This is a genomic window from Salinarchaeum laminariae (assembly GCF_023204835.1).
GTDB classification, from domain to species: Archaea; Halobacteriota; Halobacteria; order Halobacteriales; family Salinarchaeaceae; genus Salinarchaeum; species Salinarchaeum laminariae.
On the sequence record NZ_CP096270.1, the window covers coordinates 1,421,536 to 1,435,121 of the forward strand.

Sequence of the window (13,586 nt, forward strand, 5' to 3'; positions counted from 1 at the left end):
AAGGTGGGATGGGGCGGCGACCTGCTGGCATGCTTGGTCCCCCGATCGACGCGTGGTACGTCTGGATCGGCGTCTCGATGGTCTCGCTTGCGGTGCTGGGCGTGGCCGTCGCCGTGACGCCGGAGCCACCATCGCGAGCGACGCCCGCAGCCGAGACGATCGAGGAAGTCGCGGCGAGTCGCGCTCCCGCGAGTGCGACCTATCCGATCGACGCCGACCGCGTTCTCGTGAGCGAGTACCGGCTCGTGATCGAGGGCGAGGATAGGGAGGCGGTCACGATCGATCACGGTCGCATGACGCCCGCCGAGCGCGGCACGGATCTGCGCCGCGTGGCTCTCGGCGCGTCGCCGAACGAACTCTTCGAGTCCACGGCGACGTTCGCCGAGGCCATCGAGACGGCTCGAGACGAACGGCGACGCATCGAACCGGCTGGCGATCGGCTGATCGTCCGGAAACTCAGCTACGGAGGAACGGATGTCACGCTCGTTACCGCCTGAGGTGGCCGCGTGGTGGCGGGATCGGCGCGGACAGACCGAGCCGATCGCGGCAGTGGTCGCCGTGCTCGCGATCGGCGTGGGAATCACGCTCTATGCTGGCGTCGCGGCGGATCGCTCGCCGACCGCCGAGTCCACCGACGCGGAGGCAACGATGGCGCAGATCACCGCAGAGATCGCCGCCGACGGTGTCCTCGACGCGTCCGCCTCGCTGGATCCCGAGCAGTTCACGCGGCCGGGCGAAGCCGTCCGACTCGAACTCTCTTATCGGAATACGACCGACTCTCACGGCTCCACGCCGCCGCCGGACGCTGCCGTCACCAGCAGGCCCGTGACCGTCCAGATCGCACCGAGTGTGCAGGTCGCTGGCAATCTCACCGTGTGGGTGTGGGAGTCGTGACTCGCTCTCCACTTCCCGCTGGCGCTCCGGATCGCGCGGTCAGCACCGTCCTCGACGCGGCTGTCTTCCTCCTGCTGGTCAGCGCCGCGATCGGACTACTCTACACCGTTCCCCAGTCCGGCGACGGCCCCGAGAACGATCCGGACGTCGCCGCCGAAGCGACGACGACGCTCGCGACATCGACGGCGACGATCGAGTACACGCCAGCTCCCGACGGCGACGCGGCCGACGCCGGTGCGATCCGTACGGACCGCGGCACGATCGCGGAACTCCTCGCGGAGACGACAGTCGCGAACGCTCGCTTCGACGACGAGCCGTTTTCGCGGGCACCCACTCACGAGACTGCCGTACGGAACGCGACCCGTCGAGCGATCGCGCGTTTCGACGGCGACGTGGAGATCCAGGTGCGGACGCGCTGGCGACCGCTTCAGGGCTCCGGGCTGCAGGCCGGGCTCGTCGTCGGCCCATCGCCGCCCGACGACGTCGACGTTCACGCTGCGACCGTCGCCGTGCCGGTCGACGCCGCCACAGGAACCGCACCAGCGACGCCGAACTGGACGCTCCCCGTCGCGGACGCGACGAACGACGAGGCAGACGATGACGACGCTGGAGATGGTGCAGACGCGGATGCGGCGTCGATCACCGGCGAACCACGCGGAACGCTGGCAACCATCGCTGCGGAGGGCGGCTGTGACGATCTCGCCCGCTCGATCGCCGTCCGCACCGTTGGGGCGGTGTTCCCACCGGAACGGACGCACACCGCGCTCATCGCCGGCGGTGCCGTGACCACCGCGACGAAGCAGCGGTACGCCACGGCTTCCTCGGCCGTCGACCTGAACAGCGACGTCGTCCCAGACGACGCCGGCGCGCGAACGAGAAACTCGCTGCTCGCACAGACGCTGACCGATCGGCTGGAGCCGGTCGCCTGTGAGGGGTATGATAAAACAGCGCAGGCTGCGAGCGCAGCGTCACCGACCACCGTCACGGTGTCCATCAGGACGTGGTCCTCGTGAGGCTGGCAGACGACGAGCGCGGTCGCGTTCCGTTCGCGCTGATCGGCGTCCTCCTGTTGCTCGGATCGGTCGCGATCGCGACGGTTTCCTTCGATGGCGGGCGAATCGACCGCGACGCGGCGCTCGCCGGCGATCGTGCAGAGTCGGTCGCCGAGACCGCGCTTCGCGATGCGATGCGAGAGGCCGGCGCCACGGCTGCTGCGAACCCTGTCGTGGCGCCCGCAGATACGGAGTTCGGGGAGCTACTCGACGAGGACCGCCCCTACCGATCCTACCTCGAGTTGCTCGTCGCACTCCAGTTCCGCGAGGCGCTACGGGGCGACGGCCAGCGGGTGGGCGACGCCCGTGCGAGCGTCGATCTGGCCGCTATCAACGACGCGGACAGCGCCGAGGCGGCGATGGAGACGGTGTCCGTCGAGGCGACCAGTCGGGGGATCGTCGCCGTCGAGGTGACCGACGTACCGATCGAAGTTACCCGTGATGGGACGGTCGTCGACACCCGGTACAGGACGATCTCGGCGAACGTCACGACGCCGACCCTGACGCTCCACGATCGGACGACGACGTTTCAGGAGCGACTCGACGGCGAGACACTCGAGGCGGGGAGTCTGAGCCGGGGGCTCACCGGCGGGCTCTACGGACTGGGATGGACCCGGGGCTACGGCCAGTACGCCGGTCTTCCGATCGACGACGTGATCGCGAACCGCCACGTCGAACTCGTGACGAACCTCGCGGTGCTCGACGCCCAGCGGTCGACCTTCGGGAACTCGAATCAGCAGGCAGAGCAAGGGCTGGCGGCTGCGACCTCTCGGGTCGTCGCGAACGAGACGATCGGTCTCAAGGCTGGCGGATTCGCCGACGCGGCCCTCCCGGAGGCGAACGACGACGATCCGACGTTCGGCGAGGTCGCCTCGCCGCCGACGAGAACGACCGTCGTCGGCGTCAACGGCACCGCCGACAGCGCGCTCGCGGACGTCATCGACGACGCCGCCGATCCCGAAGACGGCCTCGTTCCCGATGATGCCGATAGCCCGGCGGAGTATCCGATCGAGGCGATCGTTCGAACTGCGAGCTCCATCGAGGCCTCGCTCGAGACCACCGACTCCTACGGCGCTCGCGACCGCTACGACCAGGAAATCTCCACGGCGGGGAACTGGACGCGCGTCGGGACGGTCGGGACGAGCACCGTCGAAGCCGTCGCCGTCGAGTCGGGAGGCGGATCGCTGCCAGCCGAGACCAACGGCTGGTCGCGCTCGGTGACGGAGCGGCGAACCGTCGTGCTCGAAGAGACGGTGCTCGCAGAGTACCAGCACCAGGGCAACGACAGCGTCCGCTACGGCGAGGTTCGCTACCGCCGTGACGTCGACGTGGGAATCGCCCTCGAACACCGGCCGCTCGACCGCGAGTGGATCCCGTCCGCACTCGCGCCTGGCCCAGAGGGCGAACAGTACGCATCGCTCGCCGAAAGAGCCGAGGAGACGCTGATCGACGACGTCGGTGGCATCGACGCGGTCGCCCGCGCCGTGGCCACCAACGAGTCGATCGGCCGGTCGAGCGTCGTCTCGCCCGAGGCAGTGAGCGACCAGTCCGACGACACATACGAGGCGCTCGGCTCGCTCCGCGACGATCTCCGCGGAATCTCGACGGAGACGGAGCTCGCCATGCTGGCCACTGACGCCGATCCCAGCGCAGAACTCCGGGGACAACTCGAAGCGTCGGCAGATCAGTACCGCGACGTCCCCGCCGAGTACGACGGGCTCGGTCAGCGAGCGACCGTCGCCGCTCGCGGGGTCTACTTCGATCGCGTCCTCACGCGTCTCGAAGCCCGCTCGGCGGGGATGGCCGGGACGCAGGACGCGATATCGGACAAGGTGAGTGAGATCTCCACGCTCCCGAGCATCGGCCTGAATAAGCTGCTCGAAACCGGCCTGGACTACGCGCGCCCAGAGCCCGCGACGCTGGCGACCGAGGAGCCTGCACCCGATCTCGATATCACGGTCGACGCCGACCCCGGCTACCTCGACCTCGACGAGGTGAACCAGACGACGGTCCCGCCACCGACCGACGCGAACGGCTCCTACTATCCGCTGGCCGCAAATACGACGACCATCGCCTCGCTCCCGACGGAGGACATGGCCTCGAAGTTCGCGGGCATCGTGGTCAACCTCTTCGACTCTCCGACGAAGAAAGTACCACTCCCGATGGCGGCTCGCTCACTGAAGGGCGCGAACGCGATCCCCACCGACGCTGCTGGGGACGGTGGCCTGCTCGCCCACCGTGAGAAACTACGCGAGGAGGTTCGTGCAGGCGTCGAGGCCGTCGACGAGGCAGCGGTCGACGCGCTGACGGAGGAAACCTCTCTGTCGAAAGACGACGCGGCGGCGGTCGTCGACGCCGCGACGGTCCAGTTCGGCGGCCCGGCCGAGCGCGCCCTGGCATACGACGACGGCTCCGCGGCGACAGCCATCGGCGAACTGGCCGCTGCCCACGAGGACGTCGACGACACCACGGCCGACCGCGCCGCGACGATGGTTCGCCAGTGCGTCGACTCGCGCCTCGGCGACGACGCCGCGCAGGTGAAACTCTCCGTCGTCGAGGCCGCCACGGATCGTGCCCGATCGATCGCTGAGGACGCCATTGCCGCGAAGGCAGGATCCGTCGCGGACTCCGTCGAGCAACGGCTCGCAAACAAGTTCGATCGCGCACCCGTCATCGGAACGCGTGGGTTCCCGCTCGTCCCCTTCCCCGGCTGGTGGGCCGCGACCGGGAACGTCTGGCGCGTCGAGGTCGCCGGCACCTACGCCGGATTCTCGGTCCGTGCGGCACAGGGCGGTCCCAGCGGCGGTGGCCACGTCAGCTACGTTCGCGACGGGCAGCACGTCGCCATCGACGTGACGGGGGACGGCTCGCCGGAGCGTCTCGGGACCGCGAGCCGGATCTCTTTCGAGGCCTCGACGACCGTCGCCGTCGTCGTCCCACCCAGCGGCGGTGGTGTCGGCAACGGAGGGTCCGGGTTCACACAAACCTCCGACGGCTGGGACTAGCGAGACGCTCTCCCGACCGCGTCGACTACCATCCTCTTGGGGCCCACAGATTGGTGCCTCGCGGCCGGACCGACTGGGAAAGGCACTTGCCCGCACTCGACGAACTCCGCACAATGTTACACGAGGAGCGGACGTCGGTCGACGCGCCGACGCCCGAGGCGCTCGCCGACGAGTATCGTACGGAGCTTGCCCGGATCGTCGACGAGCACGGCGTCGAACCGGTCGCAGCCGAGACCGGGATCGAGACGGCGACGCTCCGGTCCATCGCCGCCGGCGAGGCGCCGGAGCTGTTTCTCGAGGATGCCGCCGCGATCCAGGCGCTCGACTCTGAGCTCGACGCCGCGACGATTCACGCGGAGGCCTGCGACCACCTGCTGCTGGGGATGTCGATGGCGGTCCTCGACGTCGACACGATCGCCGCGGAGTACGAGGGCGAGCGGTCTGGCAAGGGAATCCAGCAGCGACTCGAACGTCGCGCACCGGTCTCGTTGGCCGAGTTTGCCAGGCTGGAGCATTTCATCGCGAGCCGGCGGTAGGGTGGCATGGTGAACGGTGGCCGGCGACGGCCACGCGAGTCGATCGACCGTCGCGGTTTTCCTCACGGACGTGCAATACGTCTCCATGCAGGTCGCTATTCTGGGCTGTGGCTACGTCGGACTCGAACTCGGTCGCCAGCTGACGGCGACCGGGCACGACGCCGTCGGCGTTCGCCGGTCCGCTGACGGGGCAGCGGCCATCGAGGAGGCCGGCTTCGAGGCGGTGCAGGCCGACGTAACCGATCCCGAATCGCTCGACGCGGTGCCGGACGTCGACGCGCTGGTATTCGCGGCGAGCTCCGGTGGTCGCGGGGCCGAGGCGGCCCGCCACGTCTACGTCGAGGGGCTCGAAACGGCGATCGAGCAGTTCGCTGGCCGGGAGGACCCACCCGAGCAGCTGGTCTACACCTCCAGCACAGGGGTCTACGGCGATCACGACGGCGACTGGGTCGACGAGACCACGCCGATCGATCCGACGACGGAGAAGACCGCGGTGCTGGCCGACGCAGAGCGAGTGGCGACCGACGTCGCTGACGAGCACGGCATCGACGGAACCGTCGTCCGGTTCGCCGGACTCTACGGCCCCGATCGCTACCGGCTGGAGCGCTACGTCGAGGGACCCGTCACGGAGGGGTATCTGAACATGATCCATCGCGACGACGCGGCGGGCGTGGTTCGGTTCGCGCTCGATGGGGCTGCCGACGGGACGCTCGCAGACCGTTCGATCGACACGCTGCTGGCCGTCGACGACGAGCCGGTCTCGAAGTGGGCGTTCGCGGACTGGCTGGCCGAGCGGTGTGGCGAGCCAGCGCCGGAGAAGCGAACGATCGAGGAGCGGCTGGCGGCCGGCGACCTCTCGGAGCCGGCCGAACGCCGCCTTCGGACGAGCAAACGCTGTTCGAACGACCTGCTCCGGGAGCTGGGATACGAGTTTTCGTTTCCGTCGTTTCGTGAGGGGTATCGGGACGCGATCGAAGCCTACAGCAAGTAGGCTGGGCGGACACTGGTGTGTGGGCTCTCCACAGCGCAACGATCTGTGGATTCGAGACGGGGTAACGGTTTAGTTGGTCGGCTCTCTCGGGGGCGTATATGCAGGGCGTCCCCGCGGTCGGCGTCGGGCAGGCCGAGGCGCTGACCGGCACCGACCCGCTCCTCCTCGCCGCGATGATCGTCGGGCTTCTCCTCGTGATCGGTGGGACGGCGTGGACGTTCCTCCGACTTCGCCGGACGCCGGGCGAGCGCTTCCAGAAGGTGCTCGCGGGAAGGGAGGAGGTCGCAATCTTGACTCACCCGAACCCCGATCCCGACGCGATGGCGTGTGCGATGGGTGCCGCGCAGATCGCCGAGGCTGCTGGCGTCGATCCGACGATACAGTACGCCGGCCAGATCCGCCATCAGGAGAACCGCGCGTTCCGAACCGTCCTCGAGTTCGACGCCGATCAGATCGAGGGGAAGGCCGACGTCGCCTGCGATGACGTCGTGCTCGTCGATCACAACGTTCCCCGGGGATTCCCCGGCGCCGAAGGCATCGAACCGATCGCCGTCGTGGATCACCACCCTGGAAACGGGGTCGGGACGCGGTTCACCGATGTCAGGCCCGATCGCGGCTCCTGTGCGAGCATCGTCGCCGACTACTTCGAGCAACTCGGTGCGGATCGGTACGGGCCGGAGGATCCAGCGCCGGAAGGGGACACGCTCGCGCTCGACTCCCCGCTGGCGACCGGGCTCGTGTTCGGGCTCCAGTCCGACACGAACCGGCTCACAGAGGGCTGTACGCAGGCCGACTTCGACGCGTGTTCGTATCTCTACCCCGCCATCGACAGCGATCGGCTCGAACGGATCGCCAACCCCCAAGTCACCGCCGAGACGCTCGAGGTGAAAGCCCGCGCGATCCAGAACCGGACCGTCGACGGCTCCTTCGCAGTGAGCCACGTCGGCGAGATCACCGACGCCGACACTATTCCACAGTCCGCTGACGAACTGGTTCGCCTCGAGGGCGTCGGCGCCGTCGTCGTGATGGGCGAGCGCGAGGGCGTGCTTCACGTCTCCGGGCGCTCCCGCGACGATCGCGTCCACATGGGTGAGGCGCTCGAAGCTGCCGTCGAGGACGTCCCGATGGCCAGCGCCGGCGGCCACGCGCGGATGGGCGGCGGCCAGCTCTCGATCGATCACATGGAAGGGATCGGCCCATCCGACGGGATGAACGTCCCCGAGTTCAGCCAACGTCTCTTCGAGTGCCTCCGTGGCGACGTCTGAGCACTGATCGGCGGACGTTTCGCGGGTGACCGTCGACCGTAGTCGGCCGCGGAGAGCGTACCTTTTTCCCGCGGTGGGCGAGTAGCCCATGATATGCCGACCCGGGTGGTGCTCGGGTGTGGGCCGGAGTACCGGGTGCTGTTGGCGCGTCTCGCAGCCGCTGGCGACCTCCTCGTCGTGGTCGACGACGCCGACGAGGCAGAGTGGCTCACCGAGCGCGACGTCCCGGTCGTCGAAGCCGATCCAACGGATCCGGCGACCCTCCGCGAGCTCGACGCCGATCCAGAGAGCGTCGTCGTCGCCACTGGGAGCGCCGACGAAACGTCGCGCATCTCCGTCGCCGCTCGCGAGGTCTTCCCCGACGCGAGATTGCTCTCACAGCCCGGGGTCCAGCGCGAGGACGGTGAGCTCGCTGCGGCCGCCGAAACCACCGATCCGGCGGGCGTCGTCGCGGATCGAGTGCTGGAGTACGTCGCGTCGTCCGCGGGCGATCGATCGCTCCGGCTCCGCCGTGCACTCCGGAGCATCGAGGAGCCCGTCGCCGTTCTCGCACACGACAACCCCGATCCCGACGCGATCGCCAGCGCGGTCGCACTCGTCGAAATCGCAGCCGGCGTGGGCGTAGACGCCGAGGCTTGCTACTTCGGTGCGATCGCTCACCAGGAGAACCGTGCACTGGTCAATCTCCTCGATCTCGATCTCCGAACGCTCGACGATCCCTCGGAGCTCGAGGAGTACGGCGGAATCGCCCTGGTCGATCACGCCCGCCCCGGCGTCAACGATCAGCTGCCCGACGACACGCCGGTCGACGTCGTGATCGACCACCATCCGACGCACGGCCCCGACGAGGCCGAGTTCGTCGACCTGCGCAGCGGCGTCGGCGCGACGAGCACGCTGCTATCGGAGTATTTCGACCGGCTCGGGATCGAGCTGACCGAGCAGGTCGCCACGGCGTTGCTCTACGGTCTCCGGGTGGATACGGACGACTTCACGCGCGAGGTCGCCGTCGCGGACTTCGAGGCCGCCGCGCGACTCCTGCCACGGGTCGACGAGAGCGTCCTCGAACGCGTCGAATCCCCGAGCCTCAGCGGCGAGACGATGGACGTGCTCGCCGGGGCCATCGAACGCCGGATCCGCAACGGGAACGCGCTGACCGCCTGCGTCGGCGAGCTAAACGATCGTGACGCACTCGCACAGGCGGCGGACCTGCTGCTCGACCTCGAGGACGTTTCCACGACGCTCGTCTTCGGGATCATCGACGACACGGTCTACGTCTCCGGCCGCGCCCGGGGAACGGAGATCGACCTCGGCGAGACGCTCCGGGCGGCCTACGGCCAACTCGGCAGCGCGGGCGGGCACGCCGACATGGCTGGCGCACAGCTCCCCGTCGGCATGCTGGTCGAGCCCGACGAGGAGAATCCGGTCGAGATCGTCGAGGAGGTGCTGACGAACGCCTTCCTCGATGCGCTGGAGACGAGCCGGACGGCGGCTGGCGGGGGGTACGCGATGGCGGGCGACGGCCTCTCCTTCCTGCCGGAGCTCCGCCGGGAGGTGTCGGGTGTCGGTGACGCCTCGCGTTCGGTCGACCACGAGCCCGACCGCGATGGCGGCGACGGCGAACTGGAGTGAGGCCGGCCGCAGAACTCGCCGCCAGGGAACGCTTTTGCCGCCGCCGCCCGTCTGTTCGGACATGACCGTCGCGGAGGGCGCTCCCAACGCCCGCGTCGCAGCGTACATGACGGAGGACGTCGCCACCGTCGATCCCGACGAGACAGTCGAGGAGGTCTCGCGACGGATCGTCGAATCGACAGATCACAGCGGCTTCCCCGTCGCACAGCGCCGACAGGTCGAAGGGTTCGTCAGCGCCTCGGACCTCCTGCTCGCCGAACCCGACGCGCCGATCTTCACCGTGATGACGACCGACATCCTCGTCGCGCACCCGGAGATGAACATCACCGACGCGGCCCGCGTCATCCTCCGGTCTGGGATCCAGAAGCTCCCCGTCGTCGACGACGCCGGAACGCTCGTCGGAATCATCTCCCACGCCGACGTGATCCGCAGCCAGATCGAGCGCGCGACCCCGGAGAAGGTCGGGAAACTCCGCCGGACGCTCGAGGGAATCCACGATCTCGAGCTCCGGGAGGAGCGCCGGGAGGTCGCCCTCGACCAGCTGATCCCGACCCAGGGCAAGGTCTACGCCGACGAACTCGAGGGCCGGCGGTACGAGCTCGAACGCGGTCTCGCCGAACCGCTCGTGGTGATCGACGACGGCGGGACCCTGCTGCTGGCCGACGGCCACCACCGCGTGCTGGCGGCAGATCAGCTCGACGTCGAGTCGATGGAGGCCTACGTCATCGTCGTCGACGAGTTCGTCGAGCTGGGGATGTTGCGAACCGCCCGCCAGGAGGGGCTCGAACGGATCCCCGACATCGAGGTCGTCGACTACGCCCGGCACCCGCTCATCGAGACGACGAAGCGCTTGCAGGAGTAGAGTGCTGGGTGTGCTCTTTTCGCCCTAAACGGCAAGCCAGTCAGTCGTCGCCATCCAGCACGTCCAGCACCGCCGATCGGGTCTCGGCGGCGAGCGCTCGCTCGGCGACCGCTTCGGCGGCCTCGGTATCCGTCTCCTGGATTCGCGCTTTCACCTGCGGGATCGTGACTGCGCTCGCGGAGAGTTCGTCGAGACCCAGCCCGATCAGGAGCTCCGTGAGCGCCGGGTCGCCCGCCATCTCGCCGCACATCCCCACCCACGCGTCGCGTTCGTGGCCACCGTCGATCGCGTCGGCGATCGTCCGGAGCACTGGCGGGTGCAGTGGGTCGTGCAAGGTCGTCACTCGATCGTTGTCTCGGTCGGCTGCCATCACGTACTGTGTGAGGTCGTTCGTGCCGATGCTGAGGAAGGCCACCCGGTCGGCGAGCTCCGGTGCCATCCGTGCCGCTGCCGGCGTCTCGACCATCACTCCGAGCTCCGGGATGGCGCAGGGCTCGCCGGCGTCCTCGAGCGCCGCCGCGACCGCATCGACCCGCTCCAGTGCGGCGTCGAGTTCGGCGACGTCCGCAACCATCGGGAACATGACGGCGAGATCGCCAGTGGCGTCGCCTTCCTCTCGGGCCGTTCCCGCGGCTCGCAGCAGTGCGCGGAGCTGCGTCTCCAAGAGGTCGGCGTCGACGCCCAGCGAGCGCCGGATTCCCCGATCCCCGAGGAAGGGGTTCGCTTCCGCCGGCAGATCGAGGTAGTCGATGGGCTTGTCGCCGCCGACGTCGGCGGTCCTGACGACGATCCGCTCGCCGGGGAACGCCTGGAGCGCTTCAGAGTAGGTCTCGAACTGTTCGTCCTCGTCGGGCGGCGAGGTGCGATCGATGAAGAGGAACTCGGTGCGGAAGAGGCCGACGCCGTCGGCGCCGCTGTCGATTGCGCCCTCGAGCTCGCCCGGCCGGCCGACGTTCGCTGCCACCTCGATCGAGCGGCCGTCAGCGGTCGCGACCTGCTCGTCGATCACGTCGATCTCGCGTTCGGTCCGTGCGGCGGTCCGGGTTTCCTCGTCTGGATCCACGATCACGACGCCGGCCTCTCCGTCGACGACGACCGTCGTTCCGTTCTCGATCTCCCGGAGGGGGTCGCCGACGCCGACGACCGCGGGGAGGCCGATCGCCCGCGCGACGATCGCTGCGTGGGCGGTCCGGCCACCGACGACCGTTGCGAGTCCCGCCACGCGGTCGGGATCGAGTCCCGCGGCGTCGCTCGGCACCAGCCGCTCGGCGAGCAGGATCGTTTCGTCCGGCAGCGCGTCGAGGTCGACGTCTTCGACGCCGGCGAGCGTCCTGAGCAGCCGGTCGCGAACGTCCCGGAGGTCGTCGGCCCGTTCGGCCACCCGGCCGCCGGTGGCCTCGTACTGCTCGATCGGATCTGCGAACGCCGCCTCGACGGCCGCCTCGGCCGTGGCGCCGCCCTCGATCTCCGCGTCGACGGCCGACTCGATCTGCGGATCGTCGAGGAACTGTCGGTGTGCCTCGAGGATTGCCGCCTCCTCCTCGCCGACCCGCTCTGCGACGCGCTCGCGCTCCTCGTCGATAGCTGCGCGGGCCCAGTCCCGCGCGTCCACGAACCGCTGGCGTTCGGCCTCGGGATCGTCGCTCTCGCGGTCGAACTCCGGGATCGTGGGCTCGTACCAGCGGACGGTGCCGACGCCGGCCAGCGGCGTCGCGCCGACGCCAGAGAGGGTCTTACTCATGGTTCTGGTCTGCTCGCCGGTCAGATCGGCTCATGATTCGGATCTGTTCATGGTTCCGGTCGTTCGAGGAGCGCAACGAGTTGGTCGAGGGCGTCGTCGGCGTCCGGCCCCTCCGCCGTCAGGCGGACGGCATCACCGCGTTCGATCCCCAGCCCGGTGACCGCGAGCATGCTTCCGGCGTCGACCGCCCCATCGCCGTTCGCACGTCCGACCGTGATCTCGCTCTCGAACTCGCCGGCGGCCTCGACGAACGCCGACGCTGGCCGTGCGTGGAGGCCAGCCTCCTGTTCGACGGTCACGATCCGTTCCATCGGGTCTCACCTCGAATCCCGCGACATCTGCTGGGGACCATCATGTATGCCATTCGTTCTCGTCTGTCATGAGGGTGAGGGTGCCAGCGATCTGCGGTGCTGTGGCCGACTCCGACGTGCAGTGGTTTCGGGCACGCTGCGTAGGGAGCTAGTGGCTGGGATTTGGAACGTATCATGTCAGTAGACGACGGTGACGATTTATTGCCTGTGCCGTGGTATCGATGCCCATGAAGAAGCTGATCAACGATCCGTCGGACGTCGTCGACGAGATGCTGGAGGGAATGGTATCTGCGCATCCGGAGCGGCTCCGGCGGCTGGACGGGACGGAGGTGCTCGTCCGGACCGACGCCCCGGTCGACGGCAAGGTCGGCGTCGTCTCCGGCGGCGGAAGCGGCCACGAACCCACCCACGCGGGCTACCTCGGAGAGGGGATGCTCGACGGCGCTGCCGCTGGAGAGATTTTCACCTCGCCGACGGCCGACCAGCTCGAGGCGATGATCCAGGCCTGCGACGCCGGTGAGGGCGTCCTCGTCGTCGTCAAGAACTACGAGGGCGACGTCATGAACTTCGACACCGCCGCGGAGATGGTCGAGATGGAGGACGTCGACGTCCGGCAGGTCGTGGTCAACGACGACGTCGCCGTCGAGGACTCGCTGTACACGAGCGGCCGTCGGGGCGTCTGTGGTACCATTCTCGTCCACAAGGTGGCGGGCGCTGCCGCCGCCCGCGGCGACGATCTCGATCAGATCGCCGAGCACGCGGAAGGCGTTATCGAGAACGTCGGGACGATGGGCACCGCTCTGACCTCCTGTACCACCCCGGAGAAGGGCGAACCCACCTTCGACCTCGGCGAGGACGAGATCGAGCTCGGCATCGGCATCCACGGCGAGCCCGGGACCGAACGAGTCGAGCAGATGCCCGCCGACGACGTCGCCGACCACCTCACGGAGGCCGTCCTCGACGACCTCGGGCTCGCTGCCGGGACCGAGGTGCTCACGATCGTCAACGGGATGGGCGGGACGCCGCTCTCGGAGCTGTTCGTCGTCCAGCGCCGGGTCGACCAGCTCATCGAGGAGCACGATCTCGAGGTCTGGGACGCGTGGGTGGGCGACTACATGACCTCACTGGACATGGAGGGCTGTTCGATCACGGTCTGTGCACTCGACGACGAGCGAAAGGAGCTCCTCGCCGCGCCCGCTGACACGCCAGCGCTGACTGTTCGGGAGTAGTGACTCGCCGGACCTGCACCGCCACGCGGCGACACGGCGTCGTCATCAGTTCACAGTTGGCGGAACACCCA

The 13,586-nt window shown here is 68.8% G+C and carries 12 protein-coding genes; 10 read left to right on the forward strand and 2 right to left on the reverse strand.

Annotation, left to right across the window (positions count from 1 at the left end):
- Positions 1 to 29: 29 nt before the first annotated feature.
- The 9 genes from MXF70_RS06505 to MXF70_RS06545 all read left to right on the forward strand — a co-directional run bounded on the left by MXF70_RS06505 (position 30) and on the right by MXF70_RS06545 (position 10,234).
- On the forward strand, positions 30 to 497 hold the full coding sequence (locus MXF70_RS06505) for a DUF7283 family protein (RefSeq protein WP_248518189.1): 468 nt from the start codon (positions 30 to 32) through the stop codon (positions 495 to 497).
- On the forward strand, positions 475 to 894 hold the full coding sequence (locus tag MXF70_RS06510; RefSeq protein ID WP_248518190.1) for a DUF7285 family protein: 420 nt from the start codon (positions 475 to 477) through the stop codon (positions 892 to 894). The genes MXF70_RS06505 and MXF70_RS06510 overlap by 23 nt, the downstream gene beginning before the upstream one ends.
- Positions 891 to 1,907, forward strand: coding sequence for a DUF7284 family protein (locus tag MXF70_RS06515; protein ID WP_248518191.1), 1,017 nt, complete (start codon positions 891 to 893; stop codon positions 1,905 to 1,907). The genes MXF70_RS06510 and MXF70_RS06515 overlap by 4 nt, the downstream gene beginning before the upstream one ends.
- A complete protein-coding gene (locus MXF70_RS06520) occupies positions 1,904 to 4,951 on the forward strand; it encodes a DUF7286 family protein (RefSeq protein ID WP_248518192.1) in 3,048 nt (1,015 codons plus the stop codon). The genes MXF70_RS06515 and MXF70_RS06520 overlap by 4 nt, the downstream gene beginning before the upstream one ends.
- 113 nt (positions 4,952 to 5,064) lie before the next feature.
- Positions 5,065 to 5,487 (forward strand): DUF5791 family protein, encoded by a 423-nt coding sequence (locus MXF70_RS06525; protein ID WP_248518193.1) that lies wholly within the window; start codon positions 5,065 to 5,067, stop codon positions 5,485 to 5,487.
- 85 nt (positions 5,488 to 5,572) lie between these two features.
- Complete coding sequence (locus MXF70_RS06530) at positions 5,573 to 6,478, forward strand: SDR family oxidoreductase (RefSeq protein ID WP_248518194.1); 906 nt, start codon at positions 5,573 to 5,575, stop codon at positions 6,476 to 6,478.
- Between the two features lie 98 nt (positions 6,479 to 6,576).
- Complete coding sequence (locus MXF70_RS06535; protein ID WP_248518195.1) at positions 6,577 to 7,743, forward strand: DHH family phosphoesterase; 1,167 nt, start codon at positions 6,577 to 6,579, stop codon at positions 7,741 to 7,743.
- Between the two features lie 93 nt (positions 7,744 to 7,836).
- Positions 7,837 to 9,372 (forward strand): DHH family phosphoesterase, encoded by a 1,536-nt coding sequence (locus tag MXF70_RS06540; RefSeq protein ID WP_248518196.1) that lies wholly within the window; start codon positions 7,837 to 7,839, stop codon positions 9,370 to 9,372.
- Between the two features lie 61 nt (positions 9,373 to 9,433).
- A complete protein-coding gene (locus MXF70_RS06545; protein WP_248518197.1) occupies positions 9,434 to 10,234 on the forward strand; it encodes a CBS domain-containing protein in 801 nt (266 codons plus the stop codon).
- A gap of 40 nt (positions 10,235 to 10,274) precedes the next feature.
- On the opposite strand, the gene ptsP is transcribed toward MXF70_RS06545, so the two are convergent.
- Together ptsP and MXF70_RS06555 are read right to left on the reverse strand one after the other, a co-directional pair.
- Complete coding sequence (gene ptsP, locus MXF70_RS06550) at positions 10,275 to 11,975, reverse strand: phosphoenolpyruvate--protein phosphotransferase (RefSeq protein ID WP_248518198.1); 1,701 nt, start codon at positions 11,973 to 11,975, stop codon at positions 10,275 to 10,277.
- Positions 11,976 to 12,022: 47 nt separating this feature from the next.
- Complete coding sequence (locus tag MXF70_RS06555) at positions 12,023 to 12,286, reverse strand: HPr family phosphocarrier protein (RefSeq protein ID WP_248518199.1); 264 nt, start codon at positions 12,284 to 12,286, stop codon at positions 12,023 to 12,025.
- 227 nt (positions 12,287 to 12,513) lie between these two features.
- Here MXF70_RS06555 and dhaK point away from each other — a divergent pair, with 227 nt between their 5' ends.
- Positions 12,514 to 13,515 (forward strand): dihydroxyacetone kinase subunit DhaK, encoded by a 1,002-nt coding sequence (gene dhaK / locus MXF70_RS06560; protein WP_248518200.1) that lies wholly within the window; start codon positions 12,514 to 12,516, stop codon positions 13,513 to 13,515.
- Positions 13,516 to 13,586 lie beyond the last annotated feature (71 nt).